This is a genomic window from Vibrio sp. 1F255, assembly GCF_041439145.1.
In the GTDB taxonomy this organism is placed as follows: domain Bacteria; phylum Pseudomonadota; class Gammaproteobacteria; order Enterobacterales; family Vibrionaceae; genus Vibrio; species Vibrio crassostreae_C.
On sequence record NZ_JBGONQ010000009.1, the window covers coordinates 69,838 to 87,904 of the forward strand.

Here is an 18,067-nt window from a genome sequence, read left to right on the forward strand (position 1 = left end):
CGACCGCCTGTGTTTTATCTAACTCATCTATCCTCATCTTAAATCACCTCAATCCCCGGAGTGTAAAATCGTGTCCAAGCGTCGTGTAGTTGTCACTGGCATGGGTATGTTGTCACCGGTAGGCAACACTGTAGAATCTTCTTGGAAAGCCCTGCTAGCTGGTCAAAGTGGTATCGTTAATATCGATCATTTTGATGCAACCAATTTCTCAACTCGTTTTGCAGGTCTAGTTAAAGACTTTAACTGCGAAGAGTATATGACTAAAAAAGATGCTCGTAAGATGGACTTGTTCATCCAGTACGGCGTCGCAGCAGGTATTCAAGCTTTAGATGATTCAGCCCTAACTATTACTGAAGAAAACGCTCCACGTGTGGGTGTTGCTATCGGTTCTGGTATTGGTGGTCTTGGTTTGATCGAAGCCGGTCACCAAGCTCTAACTGAAAAAGGCCCTCGTAAGATCAGCCCGTTCTTCGTACCGTCGACGATCGTGAATATGATTGCTGGTCACATGTCTATCATGCGTGGCCTACGCGGTCCAAACATCGCGATTTCTACTGCATGTACGACTGGCCTACATAACATTGGTCACGCGGCTCGTATGATTGCATACGGCGATGCAGACGCAATGCTAGCGGGTGGTGCTGAAAAAGCATCAACTCCACTAGGTATGGGCGGTTTTGGTGCGGCTAAAGCACTTTCTACTCGTAACGATGAGCCTCAAAAAGCTTCTCGTCCATGGGACAAAGGCCGTGATGGCTTCGTTCTTGGCGACGGTGCAGGCATGATGGTTCTTGAAGAGTACGAACATGCGAAAGCTCGTGGCGCTAAGATTTACTGTGAGCTAGTTGGCTTCGGTATGTCGGGTGACGCTTACCACATGACATCTCCAAGTGAAGATGGCTCAGGTGGCGCACTAGCAATGGAAGCGGCTATGCGTGATGCTGGCATTACTGGTGAACAAATCGGTTATGTAAACGCACACGGTACTTCGACTCCTGCAGGTGACGTAGCGGAAGTTAAGGGCATCAAGCGTGCTCTTGGCGAAGCAGGCAGCAAGCAAGTATTGGTTTCTTCTACGAAATCAATGACAGGCCACCTTCTAGGTGCTGCTGGTTCTGCTGAAGCTATCATCACGGCTATGTCTCTGGTTGACCAAATTGTTCCACCAACAATCAACCTAGATGATCCTGAAGAAGGCTTAGATATTGACTTAGTACCTCACACTGCGCGTGAAGTTAGCAACATGGAATATGCTGCATGTAACTCATTCGGTTTCGGTGGTACAAACGGCTGTTTGATCTTCAAAAAGATTTAATCATCTTATTAAAGACGTAAACACTCGTAGATAGTCACAATTAGACTTGTTTTTAAACGGCTTGATGCTTTAGCATTGAGCCGTTTCTTTTTATGGGGAAAAACATGTTTTGGGTTGATGGAGAAAGCCAGCAAACTATCGATATTTTGGATCGCTCGTTTCAGTACGGAGACGGCTGTTTTACGACAATGCTCGTGAGTGATGGTGAGATACAACATCTTCACGATCATCAGCACCGTGTCGACGAGTGCCTTAAAGCACTACGCATTTCTGCTCTTGATTGGGATGTTGTTAGTCTTTGGTTCGATACTGCGCTTCAACACATCCAACATAACGCTCTTCATGGCACAAAGAGCCTTGATGGTTCAAAGAAGCTCCATAACGCCAACAAGCCTCATAATCAAAAAGCAGGGATCAAGCTGCACGTTAGTCGTGGAGCGGGTGGGCGTGGCTACAGTACCAAGAATATCGCCAAGCCGACAATCACCATCAGTACCTTTGATTACCCAAGCCATTATTCAGCGTGGCAAGACTCCGGTGTTGAACTCGGTATCTGCCATCAAGCGCTAGGTTTGAGCCCACTACTGGCTGGCCATAAGCACAATAATCGCCTTGAGCAGATTTTGATGAAAGATGAAATGGATCAAGCTAATGAAGTGGATGGTGTGGTTCTTGATATATCGGGCAATGTGATTGAAACCACCATGGCCAATCTGTTCTGGCGCAAAGGTCAGTCGATATACACACCTCAACTCACTCAAAGTGGTGTCGCGGGGGTTATGCGTAAGCAAGTGTTAACCGCGCTGAATCAGGCTGAACTTTCCGTTACAATTAGTGACTACTGCTTATCTCAACTCATGCAAGCTGATGAGGTTTTCATGACAAACTCCATTTTAGGGGTTGCCCCAGTTACCCGTATTAGTGATACCCAATTTAACATTGGAACCGTTACTCGTAGCCTTCAAGGACAACTAAACTCGTGATCAAAAAGTTATTTATTTTTATTATCTTGTGCTTAATTGCAGCCGGTGCTGCTGGTTTTTATGTTTACAACCAAGCGCAAGATAACCTGAAACAAGTTATTCAATTAGAAAAACCACAAGTCGTGACTGTTGCTTCAGGTAGCAGCTTTAACCGCGTTCTAGCCCAGTTGATTAACGAGGGGCTGTTTGAGGCTTCTCCTTACGAGAAATTAATCCGTAAGTTACATCCTGAGCTTGTAGACGTAAAAGCGGGTACTTTCCTGCTTGAACCGGGTTTAACCTTAGAGCAAGCGCTACAGGTGCTTGTAGAAGGGAAAGAACACCAGTTTACTATTACCTTTGTTGAAGGCAGTCGTTTTGACGAATGGCTTGTTCAGCTAAAAGACAACGAATTCATTCAACAGACATTGGATGGCGTTTCTGAAAAAGAGATCGCTGAAAAGTTGGGTATTGAAAACGAAAAGCTAGAAGGTCTCTTCTTAGCAGAAACGTATCACTACACCTACGGCACCACTGATTTAGATTTGTTGAAGCGCGCGCATCGAGACCTAATGAGCGTGGTGAATGAAGAGTGGGAAAATCGAGCGGATAAGCTGCCTCTTAAATCGCCATACGAAGCGTTAATTCTTGCATCTATCATTGAGAAAGAGACCGCTGTTGCGTCAGAACGTGAGCGTGTTTCTTCTGTGTTTGTTAACCGTCTAAACAAGCGTATGCGTTTGCAAACTGACCCAACGGTTATCTATGGCATGGGTGACAGCTACGATGGCAACATCCGTAAGAAAGACTTACGCACGCCAACGCCTTACAACACCTATACAATGAGTGGCTTGCCACCGACACCTATCGCTATGGCAGGCAAAGCGTCTATCAACGCGGCGTTGAATCCAGAGAAGAGCAACTACTTGTATTTCGTTGCGAGTGGAACAGGTGGGCACGTATTTTCAAAGAGTTTGACTGAGCATAACCGTGCAGTGCGAGCTTACTTAAAGCAATTAAGAAAAAACAGATAAAGAAATAATTATGAATCAGTCGAAATTTATCGTGGTTGAAGGCCTTGAAGGCGCTGGCAAAAGCACAGCAATCAATGCCATCGTTGAGACATTAAAAGCATCGGGTGTTGAAGATATTGTTAATACTCGCGAGCCGGGTGGTACTGTCTTAGCTGAAAAGATGCGTTCATTGGTTAAAGAAGAGCACGAAGGCGAGAAGCTTCAAGACATGACTGAATTGCTGTTGATGTATGCAGCACGTGTTCAATTAGTCGAGAACGTCATCAAGCCGGCACTCGCCAATGGTCAATGGGTATTGGGTGATCGTCATGATATGTCTTCACAGGCATACCAAGGTGGTGGTCGCCAGATCGCGCGCACGACTATGGAATCACTGAAAGCAACCACGCTAGGCGGCTTTAAACCCGATCTAACGCTATATTTGGACCTAGACCCTAGAGTAGGGCTAGAGCGTGCTAGAGGCCGTGGTGAGCTTGATAGAATTGAAAAGATGGACATCTCATTTTTCGACCGCACGCGTGAGCGCTATGTAGAAATTGCAGAACAAGATGATTCTGTACTTGTGATTAACGCGCAGCAAGAAATTGAGCAAGTAGCCGCTGATATTAAAGTCGCGCTAACTGCTTGGCTCGACAAACAGTAGGTAGTCATGGCTGAAGTGTATTCTTGGCTCACACCGGTATGGAGTGAGTGGAAAAAAAGTCTCGATGCGGAGCGTTTTCCTAACTCTGTGATTGTTAATGCACCGGAAGGGCTCGGCGTTGATGCTTTGATTAGCCAACTTACCGACGCATTGATGTGCACGAACTATGAAAGCGAGTCGTGCGGGTTTTGCCACAGCTGTGAGTTAATGAAGTCGGGCAGTCATCCTGATTTTCATGTGATCTCACCCGAGAAAGAAGGTAAGTCGATCACGGTTGATCAAGTGCGTGCCAGTAACCGCTGGGCTCAAGAGTCTTCTCAGTTAGGTGGTTTGCGCGTTATTTTGCTTAACCCTGCTGAAGCAATGAACGAATCGGCTTCCAACGCACTATTGAAAACTCTGGAAGAGCCATCAAGCAAGTGCATCTTCATTCTGTCTACTCGTAACAGTAATCGCTTAATGCCGACTATTATTAGCCGTTGTCAGCAATTCAATGTGGTTAGTCCGCAGTTAGAGACAGCATCAGCGTGGTTAGATGGTGAAGTGGGCAAAGCGGTACCGCAGTATATTTTAGCACTCAATGACAACGCGCCTTTAAAAGCAAAAGCGATGTTTGAGCAAGGTGGCGTTGAAGCTTCAACAAAAGCGCTCGATGGCTTTGTGAATGTGATAAAAGGCACTCAACCTGACATGCTAAAGTTCTCTACAGAGCTTAGCAAAGACCCTTTGATTCAACTTGGCTGGCTTTGGCATCTATTGTCAGATGTACAGAAGCTGCATTTTGGTTTGGCGAATCAGGCTTTCACTCCGAGTGCGAAAGCACTGTGTGAGGCGATGTCTTATCAAAGTGCTTATGCAGCATCGAATAAACTGCTGACATTGATTGAGCAGTTAAAGCAACACCCTGGGCTCAATACGGAGCTACTCATAATGAATTGGCTGATAGCCACTTGCGAGGAAACATGTTCGTAGATTCCCACTGTCATTTAGACAAACTGGATTACCAAGATTTACACACCAGCGTAGAAGATGTGGTTAACAAGGCGAAGGCTGCTAATGTAGACCAATTGCTTTCTGTCGGTGTGACACTCGATTCGTTTGAAAATATGCTCGAGATGATCTCGCCGTTTGATAACGTTAAAGCCTCTTGTGGCGTTCACCCTCTCGATGTTGAAAGTGATTTCAGCCTAGAGACAATGCGTGAATACGCGAGCAACCCTAAGGTTGTGGCGATTGGAGAGACAGGTTTAGATTATCACTACCAACCAGAGACGGCGGAGCTGCAACAGCTACGATTTAAGCAGCATGTTGAGTTAGCCGTTGAGCTGAATAAACCTTTGATCATTCACACTCGTAACGCACGTGAAGACACATTAGCTATTTTACGTGATGGCGGAGCTGAGAAGTGTGGCGGTGTGATTCACTGCTTTACCGAAGATCAAGCATTCGCAGAAGCAGCAATGGAACTAGGTTTCTATATCTCAATTTCAGGCATTGTGACCTTTAAGCAGGCTACAGAACTTAAAGAAGTTGTTAAAAACCTACCGCTAAACAGGTTGCTGATCGAGACGGATTCTCCATACTTGGCGCCCATTCCATATCGTGGAAAGCAGAATCAGCCTGCATATGTCGTCGAAGTGGCGGCCTACATTGCGCAATTAAAAGGTGTGTCGATGAAAGAGGTTGCCGAACAAACGACCAAAAATTACCAAAAACTTTTTTTGCGATAAAAATCTAAGTAAACAAATAAAAGGGAGCAAAAGCTCCCTTTTTGTGTTTTTGATCACCAAAAATACGTTTTTTTTTAATGTTTACGAATTATGTTGAACTTGAGAGCGCTAATTATAACATTTGTAATTTTGTTACTAAAAATAACATTCGCTCCTATTTTATTTACCCAGTAAAATAATAGGGCTCTTGAAAAATACTTATATATTTCAATGCATTAAACACTTGTAAAGCATTGCATTTCTAGATTTGACATGTGATCCAAGACGTGTTTTGAAACTAAATTTCGTAAGTGACTAGAAAGTTAGTTCCTCATCAATATATATTTAGCGGCAGAAAATATAATGCAATACATGGTTACATTTTCGCAGGGTGCTAACATATAGGCTACGGGGGTGTGCCGTTAGAACCCAATATAATTATTTTATCTTTATCAGGAGCATAAACATGTTTAAGAACCTTTTTGCTAGCCTGCAGAAAGTTGGTAAGTCTCTGATGCTTCCAGTATCAGTTTTACCAGTTGCGGGTATTTTGCTAGGTGTCGGTGCAGCAGATCTTCCTTTCATTCCAGAAATCGTTTCAAACTTAATGGAACAAGCTGGTGGTTCAGTATTCGGTCAAATGGCACTACTGTTCGCAGTAGGTGTTGCACTTGGCTTTACTAACAACGATGGTGTAGCGGGTCTAGCTGCTATCGTTGGTTACGGCATCATGACGGCTACACTTGGCGTAATGGCTGGTGTAATGGGCGTTGATAAAATCGATACTGGTGTACTAGGTGGTATCCTAGTCGGTGGTGTTGCTGCTTGGGCATTCAACCGTTTCTTCCGTATTCAACTACCAGAGTACCTTGGCTTCTTCGCTGGTAAGCGTGCTGTGCCAATCATCACAGGTTTCTCTGCGATTGGTCTAGCAATCCTACTATCTGTAGTATGGCCACCAGTTGGCGGCGCTATCTCTGCGTTCTCTGATTGGGCTGCTCACCAAAACCCACAAGTGGCGTTTGGTATCTACGGTATCGTTGAGCGTTCTCTAATTCCATTTGGTCTTCACCACGTTTGGAACGTACCTTTCTTCTTTGAAGCTGGTACTTGTGTAAACGCTGCTGGCGAAACTCAAAACGGTGTTCTTACTTGTTACTTAGTTGCTGATGACGCATCTCGTGCAGCGGGCAATGGCTTCGGTCAGCTAGCTGGTGGTTACATGTTCAAGATGTTCGGTCTACCTGCTGCTGCAATCGCGATTGCACACTCAGCTAAGCCTGAAAACCGCGCTAAAGTAATGGGCATCATGGCTTCTGCTGCGTTGACTTCATTCCTAACGGGTATCACTGAACCAATCGAATTCTCTTTCCTATTCGTTGCTCCAGTACTGTACGCAATCCACGCTCTACTAGCTGGTTCTGCATACGTTCTTGCGAACACTCTAGGTTTTGTACACGGTACATCTTTCTCACACGGTCTAATCGACTTCCTAGTTCTATCTGGCAACGCGTCTAAGATGGGCCTAATGGTTGTATGTGGTATTGCTTACGCTGCAATTTACTACATCGTATTCCGCACTGTGATTAAAGCTCTAGACCTTAAAACTCCAGGCCGTGAAGACGAGACTGAAGAAGAGTCAGTTGCGACTGGTTCTGAACTTGCTGGTGAGCTAGTTGCTGCATTCGGTGGTAAAGCGAACATCACTGGTCTTGACGCTTGTATTACTCGTCTACGTGTTGCAGTAGCTGATACAGCTCTTGTTGACCAAGACAAGCTGAAGAAACTAGGCGCTGCAGGTGTTGTAGTAGTAGCGGGTGGCGTACAAGCTATCTTCGGTACTAAGTCTGACAACCTTAAGACAGACATGGATGAGTGGATCCGTAACAACGGTTAATTCTCTGATTCAATAAATTGAAAGGAGGCCGAAAGGCCTCCTTTTTTGTTTTCTGCTCTATGAAAGATCTATTGTGCTTAATCTCCATTAACTCAGATACTTATCATTCAACTCGATCAGTTGATGGTTGCTCTTAAATTTTTCGTGTCTTTTATCTTTTACCCAGCGATGACACCTTTTGCTGAGATTCCAGTAGACTTCCGTTTTTTAAATACAGTCTGAGAATATTATGAAACATCGTTACTTGATCGGCCTTATGTGCTGCAGCGGAGCCTCGTTTGCTCAAGCTTCTGAAGCTCCAGCTTTGGAAGTGGGACTCGCCATTGACCAAGACCTGAGTGTCGTTGTGGAATTTGATCAGAAATACCGTGCTACGATTGGCAATGACGGCGCTGCCTTTGATTACATTTTGAAGCGTGGTCAGTTCGAGACTGAAGCTCCGTTGAGCTGGTACGTCGGTGCTGGTGCTTGGGCTGAATGGAATGACGACTTTGGCTTACGCTTGCCGTTAGGCGTGAAAGTGAATTTCTACGAAGGTTGGAATGCTTACGCTCAAGTTCACCCTGAACTCGATATGTATAAAGGTGTTGAGTTGCAAGTGGGCGGCGCTTTAGGTGTTACCTATAAGTTCTAACCTGAACTAAAACCGTTTTAATAATGAAAAAACCAGCATTTAGCTGGTTTTTTCGTTTGGGCCGATCTTATATTTTGCTTCATTGAGCCACTTAGAAAGTAAAACTCAGTCCGACATTGGCTTGGAATTGGTTCATCCAGTCGGTATCAAAGCGAATGATGCACTCTTGCCCGTTATTTGGGATATTACAAACACCGGAGGTATCGTTGTCGACAACCGTGCCTAACCAACGTACTTGTGTGTTCAACGCTAGTCGGTCACTAAATTTGTACTCTAAGCCACCAAAGATAGAAGTTGAGAATCCATACTTATCTTTTGCCCAGTCTACATCGACGTAAGAAGCACCCAGGCCTAGCCCTAGATAACCCGACAACACAGGCGAAGCAGGGTAGTAGATGCTGCTTTGAAGGTGCAGGTATTGGATGGAGGAGCTTAGGTTGAGCGTTTCTAATTCCGAGCTCTGATTGGAGTAGAAGAAGCCGATGCGTCCTTTTTCAAGTGGCGTTTCAATGGCAAAGGTGTAATTTTCAGAGCCTTTCATGTCATAGGTTTTACCGTCCTGGTCTTCGACACTGCCACCGCCGGTATAACCTACCATAGGTGTAATGATGATCTCCGGCGAAGCATACGCGCTTGAAACGGAGAGAAGCGTAATCAGTGCCATCATATTTGCTTTGTTATTCATGAGTATATCCTTATCCATACACATACTAATTGTGATGGTTACATCAATATTGTGCGACTAATTTCGACGATTCTTGAAGATACTTCACACACCTGATAGTACTTAAATAGAGACTCGACAAATTAATAATAAGCCAGAGGTGTCTATGGACCATAATCTGAAAAATGCCCTACAAATTACCGTGTTTATCTACATGATCATTCTTTCATTTGGCTTTATTGCGATTGGTAGTTAATACCATCTATTGCGAGGCTGAGTTTTGATACTCAGGGAATAATGAATAGTGGGATTATAACCAATATTGATACAGCAATAGACTTGGATTATTACGCTAAGTTTATTGCTGGAAAAACAGCACTGGTCGCTCAAGGTGGCGGACAGAGAAGTATTTTTACTTCTGGAGTGCTGGATGCCTTTCTTCTCTCAAATTTTGACCCCTTCGACGAATTTTTTGGTACCTCAGCAGGTGCTCTCAACTTATGTGCTTATCTGTGCCGTGATAAAGGCCTTGGACGTTCTTTTGTTCTCGACCTCACAACCTCACCAGAGTTCTTCAATCTCTTTTCCTATATACGACACAGAAAGAACCTAGGATTAGAATGGGCGCTAGAACAAATCATGGCTTACCCATATAAGCTCGATCTGGATTTAGGGCGACAAACGCTAGGCGATCGCCACTTCTATGCGGCTGTAACGGATTCCAAAGACTTACGAGACCACTACTTCCCATTATTGGGCGAAGATTGGTACAAGGTGATGATTGCGACCTGTGCTATTCCTCGCTTGTACAATGACGAAGTCTTTATTGGTGACAGTGCTTATGTGGACGGTGGTGTATCGGCGTGTATCCCAGTTCAGGAAGCGTGGCGAAGACAAGCTCGTTCTATTGTGGTGATTCGTACTGAGCCAGTGGTGGAGGAAGGTAATACCCATTTGGTTGAAGCACCAGTTAAGGGATCTTCAGTCAAAGCGCCTAAACCTATATCTGCAGAAGAACTGGAGTGGTTCCGCGAATCTTTCGACAGTGTTCAAGGCCATTGGCAACAGAAAGTGGAACAGTGGAAAACCGACTGGACCTCTTTCTTCCAACAACAAATTATGCGCTCAAAAGAGCAGAAGCGTGACCGTGGGCATTTAGACCTGCTGAACGGTGGTCGCTGGCTATTTGGTGCAGATGATATTTATCGCTTAAGTCATTTAATCGGAGATAAGTTTGATTCAGGGTTGGCTGACATGCTGATGGTGCATTATCAGACCTACTCATTGACTCAGGATTTTTTGAATTCGCCACCAGACGACGCGTTTGTGGTTCAGATAGCACCTAGTCAAACGCTTAAATCGAGCTCATTAATGAGTCATAAAGATGATTTACTGCATGATTACGAATTGGGTTTAGAAGCCGGTTACCGATTTGTGGAGACCTATACCTCAACGGAAAACGCTCGCAACTCGCATATGCCACAGTTAGCCACCATTGCTGCGGGTAACTAATTCCCGAAGTTGATGAGCTAGCATGCTGTGAGCTCGTTATGCTGTTTAAGCAGATTTTAGTGAGTCGTGTTCTGAAATGAAAAAGGGTTATTGAACTTGGTTCGATAACCCTTTTAAGTTTTTGAGATTAGGCGAATCGTTTCGCCTTAAGGTCAAATATTAGGTGACAGGCAAGATTCTCATACAGTTGGTTGACCCTGCTACATCCATAATGTCGCCTTGAGTGACGATCACTAGGTCACCAAACTTAAGGTGTCCTTTCTCTTTCAAGCAAGTGAGTGTAGATAGTGCAATGTCAAAGCTGTCTTCGGCTTCTGTCTCGAAGTAGATTGGTGTCACACCTCGGTATAAGGTACAGCGATTAAGCGTTCCTTCGTTACGAGACAGCGCGTAGATCGGCATGTCGGCACTCAGGCGAGACATCATCAGTGCGGTGCGGCCTGACTCGGTGAGAGTGACAACGCCTTTAATGCCTTCCATATGGTTTGCAGAGTAGATGGTCGCCATCGAAACGGTTTCTTCGGCAGTAACAAAGGTGCGGTCAATACGGTAATTGGATTGGTTATTAATGCCTGCCATTTTTTCCGCACCAATACAGACTTCAGCCATCGATTTTACGGTCTCGACTGGGTAGTCACCAGCTGCAGTTTCACCAGACAGCATCACAGCATCGGTGCCATCGAGTACGGCGTTGGCAACATCCATAACTTCGGCACGGGTTGGCATTGGCGCAGAAATCATTGATTCCATCATCTGAGTTGCGGTGATGACAGTTCGGTTAAGCGCTCTGGCACGGCGTATAAGCTGTTTTTGTACTCCGACTAACTCAGGGTCGCCAATTTCCACTCCGAGGTCACCACGAGCCACCATGACCACATCTGAGGCCATTATGATGTCATCCATGTTCTCAACTGTAGCTACTGTCTCTGCTCGCTCCACTTTTGCGACGAGGTGAGCTTCTAAGCCGGCTTCTCGTGCAAGCTGACGAGCATAGTGCATGTCTTCACCATTACGAGGGAAAGACACCGCTAGGTAATCCACTTTGATTTGTGCGGCGGTGACGATGTCGCGCTTGTCTTTTTCTGTTAGCGCTTCTGCGGAAAGGCCACCCCCTTTTTTGTTGATGCCTTTGTTATTTGAGAGTGGGCCGCCAATGATGACTTCGGTATGAACGCGACAGCCTTCCACTTTGGTTACTTTGAGTTGAACACGACCATCGTCAAGCAACAGTATATCGCCGGCGGATACGTCGTTAGGCAGTTCTTTGTAATCAAGGCCAACGGCTTCTTGATTGCCTTCACCTAAACCTAGGCTGCTATCGAGAGTGAACAGGTCGCCTACGGCAAGTTGGATTTTGCCATCTTTGAATGTCGACACACGAATCTTGGGACCTTGTAAGTCTCCGAGAATGGCAATTTGAGTACCGTGTCTTTTTGCTATTGCTCTGACTTTTTCTGCGCGTTGTATATGGTCGTCGCTGGTGCCGTGAGAGAAGTTCATACGAACAATATTGGCACCGGCTTTGATGATCTCTTCAAGCACGTTACCTTTATCAGTAGAAGGGCCTAGCGTTGTGACGATTTTCGTTTTTCTTAATTCGGCTGTCATGAATACTCCTAGAGTGAGGCCAAGTAATCTTTTAAAAGACTGAATTAAGTATATGCATTAATTGATAATTTATTGGGAGCTAGGAGGATATTTCTTGATTTGCCTTTAATTATTGAATTCAGGGCTCAAATGCGATGTTTTATTCTGAAAATTAAGTCGTAAATTATCGATGTGGGTGTTAATTTTCCTCGAACTATTTGACTCGATACACAAAGATTCATGTATATACGTGATACTGGTCACGGCGATATACCAAGTGACTTCACAATTACTTCGCAAAGTAAAAAAATTACCTCGTTGATGATTTCTGGAGCGTAAAATGTACATGGCTCAACCGGGCCATATTGATCATATCAAACAGGTCAATGCTGGTCGTGTATATAAACTAATTGACCTTAAAGGTCCTATTTCTCGTATCGATCTGTCCAAGCAAAGTGAGTTGGCTCCGGCGAGTATTACTAAAATTACCCGTGAACTCATTGAAGCTCACCTTATTCACGAAACGACGGTTCAAGAAGCCACGACTCGTGGGCGTCCTGCTGTCGGTCTGCAAACCAATAACGAAGGTTGGCAATTTTTGTCGATGCGTCTTGGTCGCGGATACTTGACGATCGCGCTCCATGAATTGGGCGGCGACGTGCTTATCGATACCAAGATTGATATCCATGAACGTGATCAAGACGATGTGCTTGCGCGTCTTCTCCATGAAATCGATGAGTTCTTCCAAACCTATGCCGAGCAACTCGACAGGGTGACGAGTATCGCTATCACACTGCCAGGTCTGGTGAATTCAGAGCAAGGTATTGTGTTGCAGATGCCGCACTATAACGTTGAAAACTTAGCGTTGGGGCCGGAGATCTACAAAGAAACCGGTTTGCCAGTTTTTATTGCCAATGATACCCGAGCGTGGGCATTAGCAGAAAAGCTGTTTGGTAACTCACAAGACAACGACAACTCTGTTCTTATCTCGATTCACCACGGTTTAGGTGCCGGGATCATTCTTGATGGTCGCGTTCTGCAAGGACGTCACGGTAACATCGGTGAGTTGGGGCATATCCAGATCGACAAGGAAGGCAAGCTTTGCCACTGTGGTAATCGAGGCTGTTTAGAAACGGTGGCGAGTTCTCAGGCAATCCGTGAGCAAGTCAAAGAGCGATTGGTAAATGGTGAAGAATCAACGCTAACGGTGTTTGAAGACGTCACTATTGAACAGATCTGTGCTGCCGCTGCTAATGGGGATCCGCTGGCTGTCGAAGTGATTGAACAGTTAGGCCGTTATCTAGGTTCTGCGATTGCGATTGTGATTAACCTGTTCAACCCAGAGAAAATCTTGGTGGGTGGTGTTATCAATCAGGCGAAGAGCGTGTTATACCCGGCGATTCAAAAGTGTATCGAAGAGCAGAGTCTATCGGTTTACCATAAAGACTTAGAGCTGGTGGAATCTCGTTTTTATAAGCAGGCAACCATGCCAGGTGCTGCGCTCATCAAGCAGGCCTTATACGATGGCCAACTGTTAATGAAAGTTATTGAAGGTTAACCCCTTTTTCTCGTCTTGTAGCCTTACCTTGAACCTTTCCATGTACTTAAGCTTTGTATAACATCATTTGTTGTACTTAGTTTAAGCATTCTGTGCATTGGCGCTTTGCTTTAACCTATTGAAGTAGGCTATTGTAGCCACAGTTATTATTTGTCACTAAGGTGTTGTATGTCTGGCGTTTTAAATTCGGTTGATCAGAGAACCAAACTGGTCGGTGAAAACCGTCTGGAACTCTTGTTATTCAGCTTAAATAGTCGTCAACTATTTGCGATTAACGTATTTAAAGTGAAAGAAGTCCTCAAAGTGCCAGTACTCACTCGCTTACCGGGCTCTCATCATCATATTACGGGTGTTGCGTCTTTACGTGGTGAATCGGTGCCTGTTATCGATTTACGCAGTGCCATTGGCTTTCCGCCATCTCGTGCGGAGTCTCAAGAGAGCAACCTGATTATTACGGAATACAACCGAACCGTACAAGGTTTCTTGGTTGGGCAAGTTCGTAATATCGTGAACACGACATGGACAGAAATCCAGCCGCCGCCAAAGACAACAGGCCGTGCAAACTACCTAACCGCTATTACGCATATTCAAGAAGAAGAGCAGCACAAGATCGTCGAGATCATCGATGTTGAGAAAGTGTTGGCTGAGATCATTGATTACGATGTCTCGATCTCTGAAGGCGTTTTAGATGAACAATTAGCTCAGGAGATGATAGGACGCAATGTGCTTATCGTTGATGACTCTTCAACAGCGCGTAACCAGATCAAAGGCACCTTGTCGCAGTTGGGTTTGAACATTATTGAGTGTTGTGATGGCTTAGAAGCACTGACCTTACTTAAGGGCTGGTGTGATGAAGGCAAAGACATCAATCAAGAAATATTGTTGATGATCACCGATGCTGAAATGCCTGAAATGGACGGCTACAAGCTGACACACGAAGTACGTACTGACCCAAGAATGCATGACCTATTCATCACGCTAAATACTTCATTAAGTGGAAGTTTTAATGAAGCTATGGTTGAGAAAGTAGGGTGTAACCGCTTTATTTCTAAGTTCCAGCCAGACCTCTTGGTTGAAGTGACTCAAGAGCGAATGCGTCAGATTTTATAATTAATGCTGCTGTACGGTTTGTTTTGAGTGACCTTATAGAAAACGCTTGCTAATATTCACGCAGCATATTTTTCTTAACGAAATATGCTCAACTACTAGCGTGATTTTTCACACACAATCTAAGGTAGTTCCTCTTAATGATATGGTTAACGTCTAAAGTCGTCATGACTTTGAGCTTATTACTGTATAGGGAATTTAAGAAAAGACGTACGGAAGCTGAAGTTGAGTCATAACTCAACAACTGGAATTGAAGGGAAGCGGATGCTTCCCTTTTTCGTTTTTCTTTCTCTCTTTTCTTTAGCCAATGATCGATTGAGAACAGTTGGTACTTCGCTAATGAAAATCCCGAGATTTGGTTTTCAAGCCAACAATTTCATCGGTAATATCGATAAGTTTTCCCGCGATAACATGCACGACTTCACCTTCTTTTTCTAATATCCCTTGTACTTTTAACGCCTTGGCTGTGAGATAAGCTTGCTGTTGAGCGCGTGCGGTTGCTCCCCATACCACGACATTAATATTGCCAGTGCTATCTTCCAGCGTAACAAAGGTGACACCTGCCGCGGTGCCGGGAGATTGTTTACCTGTGACTAATCCGACAACGGTGACCATAGATTTGTGTCTTTGCTGTATTAAATCTTTCATGTGTGTGAATCGACCTAATCGTCCTGCTTCTTCGAGCAAAGTGATGGGGTGCTTGTTCAATGAAATTCCGACACTGGTGAAGTCTTCGAGTAGATCTTGCATCTCATTGGGCTTGTGCAGTACATGTTCGTCATGTCCTGCCTCAGCATCGTCATAGGCTTGGCTAAACAGAGGTAAATCCGACGCCGAGTCCATGATCGCCCAGCGAGTCTGGAAGCGGTCTCCAGAAACGTTATGTAGCGCATTGGCCGATGCCAGTAGCTCGATATCTTTCTTATTCATCGATAACTGTTTCACCTGACTAGGGTGGCGATAACCGGATGGTGGACGATTGGCGAGCACGCTTTGAATTCCATGCTCGCTGAATCCTTTGATTTGTCGCAGCCCTAAGCGAATCGCTAGACCATTCTGATGAGGGGCAACCGTGTGGTCGTTTTGAGAAGCGTTCACACATACCGGAAGTATCACCACATTGTGTCGTTGTGCGTCTTGTACCAACTGTGAAGGGCTATAAAACCCCATCGGTTGGCTATTCAACAGAGAAGCGTAGAAGCACTCTGGGTAGTAGCATTTCAACCAAGCGGAGCAATACGCTAACACCGCAAACGAAGCGGAGTGGCTTTCAGGAAAACCGTACTCGCCAAAGCCGCATATCTGTTTAAAGATCTGCTCAGCAAACTCTGTCTCATAGCCGCGCTTTTGCATTCCTTCGATGAGTTTGTTTTTAAACTTAAAGACGTTGCCATTTTTCTTCCAAGCGGCCATTGCCCGTCTGAGTTGATCTGCTTCTCCGCCTGTGAACCCTGCAGCGACCATCGCGAGTTTGATCACTTGCTCTTGGAATATCGGTACACCTAAGGTGCGCGACAGTACTGATTCCACGTCTTTAGATGGATAACTGATTGGCTCAATACCATCTCGACGCTTGAGAAACGGATGCACCATATCACCCTGAATAGGGCCTGGGCGTACGATAGCGATTTGAATCACCAAGTCGTAATAAGTCTTCGGTTTAAGCCTTGGCAGCATGCTCATTTGTGCGCGTGACTCAATTTGGAATATCCCGACTGTGTCTGCTCGCTGAATCATGCCGTAAACCTGAGGATCGTCCTTAAGGCGAGTGATCTCAGCAATGGTCAGTGATCGCCCGTGAATACGTTTGATCAGGTCGAAACATTTACGAATCGCAGAGAGCATACCCAACGCGAGCACATCAACTTTCAGCAAGCCTAAGGTTTCTAGATCATCCTTATCCCATTGGATAATGGTTCGATCGTGCATCGCTGCATTTTCGACGGGAACCAGCTCATACAAAGGCCCTGAGGATATGACAAAGCCACCGACATGTTGAGATAAGTGACGTGGGAAGCCGATAATCTCATTAACCAAGTGGATAAACTGCTGCCCCTTCAAAGAATCAGGTTGTAGCCCTAATTGAGTGAGCTGAGCCTGCCAACCTAAGCTTTTGTCCCTGCGATTGGTGTTCTTGATGAAGTAGTCGAGCTGAGTTTCTTGTAGCCCTAATGCTTTCCCCACATCTCTCACCGCACTTTTGAAGCGATAAGAGATGACTGTTGCAGCAAGTGCAGCCCGTTCTCTACCGTATTTTTTATAGATGTATTGGATGACTTCTTCACGACGTTCGTGTTCAAAATCGACATCAATATCAGGCGGCTCATCGCGCTCTTTACTGATGAAACGCTCAAACAGCACCGAGATCTGTCTTGGGTCGACAGAGGTGATTTCTAAGCAGTAACAGACCACGGAATTGGCCGCTGAACCTCGACCTTGGTAAAGAATGCCTTGGCTTTTGGCAAACATCACGATGTCATGAATGGTGAGAAAAAAGAAAGGGTAGTCAAGCTCGTCAATTAATCCCAATTCTTTATCTATGATTTGTTGGATGTCGTTAGGTACACCTTGTGGGAAGCGAGTCTGTTTTCCTTTTTCGACCAACATGCGCAGATAACTCATGGGTGTCTCCCCTTGAGGAATCAGCTCACTGGGATATTCGTATCGCAAGCTATTTAAATCAAATTCACACAGCTCAGCGATACGGTTGCTCTCTTCTAGCCACTCCGCTTTGAAGATATGAGAGAGCTTATTGATACTCCGTAAACAGCGCTCGGCATTAGCGAGTAAGTGACTGCCCACTTCGGTAATGGGCTTTTGGTACTTTATCGCAGTGAGTGAGTGCTGCAAGGGTAAGCGGTTAGCATTGTGCATTAGCACGCCACCACAAGCTGTTATCGGCAGTTGATGATGTTGTGACAGCTCAACGCAGTAATCTGTGTACTGCTGGTCGGTTTGCTTTAGGTGTCTTTGTAAGCCGATCCAAAGCCGACCTGAATGGTGCTGAGATAGCCATTGCCCCCAGTGCGCGTCTTCATTTTTCTGTTGAGGAAGCCAAAGAATAAAGCAGTGCTTAGCCGACATGATATCCCACTCAGAGAGCTGATAATGTCCCTTACTGCTACGACGTCTCGCGTTGGTAATTATACGGCACAGCTCGGCGTAGGCTTGTCTGTTTGGGCATATCAAGATCACTTGGCACTCTTCATTTAACCAAAACATGCTCCCGACAATTTGCTTGAGTGACAGTTTATGTTGCTTGATTGCAGAGTGAACCTTAACGATGCCCGCGACTGAGCACTCATCAGTAACCGCGAGTGCTTTGTAACGTAAGAAGTCGGCCTGTAAAACAAGCTCTTCCGCATGCGAAGCTCCCTCTAGAAAGGAGTAATTACTTTGACAGAAAAGCTCTGAGTATTGCTGAGACATAACGTAATCTCACTTA

At 45.2% G+C, this 18,067-nt stretch carries 15 protein-coding genes; 12 read left to right on the plus strand and 3 right to left on the minus strand.

The annotated features are described in order from the left end of the window. Positions 1 to 70: 70 nt before the first annotated feature. The 8 genes from fabF (at position 71) to ACED41_RS07765 (ending at position 8,194) form a co-directional block, all read left to right on the plus strand. The gene (gene fabF / locus ACED41_RS07730) at positions 71 to 1,315 is read left to right on the plus strand and encodes a beta-ketoacyl-ACP synthase II (RefSeq protein ID WP_010437291.1); all 1,245 of its coding nucleotides are present in this window, start codon (positions 71 to 73) and stop codon (positions 1,313 to 1,315) included. Positions 1,316 to 1,419: 104 nt separating this feature from the next. Further along, complete coding sequence (pabC, locus tag ACED41_RS07735) at positions 1,420 to 2,298, plus strand: aminodeoxychorismate lyase (protein ID WP_371724737.1); 879 nt, start codon at positions 1,420 to 1,422, stop codon at positions 2,296 to 2,298. Beyond that, a complete protein-coding gene (mltG, locus tag ACED41_RS07740) occupies positions 2,295 to 3,311 on the plus strand; it encodes an endolytic transglycosylase MltG (protein ID WP_017062149.1) in 1,017 nt (338 codons plus the stop codon). The genes pabC and mltG overlap by 4 nt, the downstream gene beginning before the upstream one ends. A gap of 10 nt (positions 3,312 to 3,321) precedes the next feature. Beyond that, the gene (gene tmk, locus ACED41_RS07745) at positions 3,322 to 3,954 is read left to right on the plus strand and encodes a dTMP kinase (protein ID WP_371724738.1); all 633 of its coding nucleotides are present in this window, start codon (positions 3,322 to 3,324) and stop codon (positions 3,952 to 3,954) included. Between the two features lie 6 nt (positions 3,955 to 3,960). Continuing rightward, the gene (locus tag ACED41_RS07750) at positions 3,961 to 4,926 is read left to right on the plus strand and encodes a DNA polymerase III subunit delta' (RefSeq protein ID WP_017062147.1); all 966 of its coding nucleotides are present in this window, start codon (positions 3,961 to 3,963) and stop codon (positions 4,924 to 4,926) included. Then, positions 4,917 to 5,684: a TatD family hydrolase gene (locus tag ACED41_RS07755; protein WP_017063483.1), complete on the plus strand. Its 768-nt coding sequence runs from the start codon at positions 4,917 to 4,919 to the stop codon at positions 5,682 to 5,684. The genes ACED41_RS07750 and ACED41_RS07755 overlap by 10 nt, the downstream gene beginning before the upstream one ends. Positions 5,685 to 6,129: 445 nt before the next feature. Next, positions 6,130 to 7,560 (plus strand): PTS glucose transporter subunit IIBC, encoded by a 1,431-nt coding sequence (gene ptsG, locus ACED41_RS07760; RefSeq protein ID WP_017062145.1) that lies wholly within the window; start codon positions 6,130 to 6,132, stop codon positions 7,558 to 7,560. A 229-nt stretch (positions 7,561 to 7,789) separates the two neighbouring features. Further along, on the plus strand, positions 7,790 to 8,194 hold the full coding sequence (locus ACED41_RS07765) for a hypothetical protein (protein ID WP_017062144.1): 405 nt from the start codon (positions 7,790 to 7,792) through the stop codon (positions 8,192 to 8,194). Positions 8,195 to 8,285: 91 nt separating this feature from the next. Here ACED41_RS07765 and ACED41_RS07770 read toward each other — a convergent pair whose 3' ends face one another. Then, positions 8,286 to 8,879, minus strand: coding sequence for an outer membrane beta-barrel protein (locus ACED41_RS07770; protein ID WP_017067207.1), 594 nt, complete (start codon positions 8,877 to 8,879; stop codon positions 8,286 to 8,288). A gap of 145 nt (positions 8,880 to 9,024) precedes the next feature. Here ACED41_RS07770 and ACED41_RS07775 point away from each other — a divergent pair, with 145 nt between their 5' ends. Together ACED41_RS07775 and ACED41_RS07780 are read left to right on the plus strand one after the other, a co-directional pair. Further along, the gene (locus ACED41_RS07775; RefSeq protein WP_100214626.1) at positions 9,025 to 9,114 is read left to right on the plus strand and encodes a YnhF family membrane protein; all 90 of its coding nucleotides are present in this window, start codon (positions 9,025 to 9,027) and stop codon (positions 9,112 to 9,114) included. Between the two features lie 41 nt (positions 9,115 to 9,155). After that, positions 9,156 to 10,370 carry a patatin family protein gene (locus ACED41_RS07780; RefSeq protein WP_017063485.1) on the plus strand — a complete coding sequence of 405 codons (1,215 nt, stop codon included), beginning with the start codon at positions 9,156 to 9,158 and terminating at the stop codon, positions 10,368 to 10,370. A 159-nt stretch (positions 10,371 to 10,529) separates the two neighbouring features. On the opposite strand, the gene pyk is transcribed toward ACED41_RS07780, so the two are convergent. Then, positions 10,530 to 11,978 carry a pyruvate kinase gene (pyk, locus tag ACED41_RS07785; protein WP_017062141.1) on the minus strand — a complete coding sequence of 483 codons (1,449 nt, stop codon included), beginning with the start codon at positions 11,976 to 11,978 and terminating at the stop codon, positions 10,530 to 10,532. A gap of 319 nt (positions 11,979 to 12,297) precedes the next feature. On the opposite strand from pyk, the gene ACED41_RS07790 reads away from it, so the two are divergent. Then, the gene (locus ACED41_RS07790; RefSeq protein WP_017062140.1) at positions 12,298 to 13,515 is read left to right on the plus strand and encodes an ROK family protein; all 1,218 of its coding nucleotides are present in this window, start codon (positions 12,298 to 12,300) and stop codon (positions 13,513 to 13,515) included. Between the two features lie 168 nt (positions 13,516 to 13,683). Then, the gene (locus ACED41_RS07795; protein ID WP_017062139.1) at positions 13,684 to 14,625 is read left to right on the plus strand and encodes a chemotaxis protein CheV; all 942 of its coding nucleotides are present in this window, start codon (positions 13,684 to 13,686) and stop codon (positions 14,623 to 14,625) included. 333 nt (positions 14,626 to 14,958) lie between these two features. Here ACED41_RS07795 and ACED41_RS07800 read toward each other — a convergent pair whose 3' ends face one another. Beyond that, positions 14,959 to 18,051, minus strand: a complete 3,093-nt coding sequence (locus tag ACED41_RS07800) for an error-prone DNA polymerase (protein ID WP_371724739.1) — start codon at positions 18,049 to 18,051, stop codon at positions 14,959 to 14,961. Positions 18,052 to 18,067 lie beyond the last annotated feature (16 nt).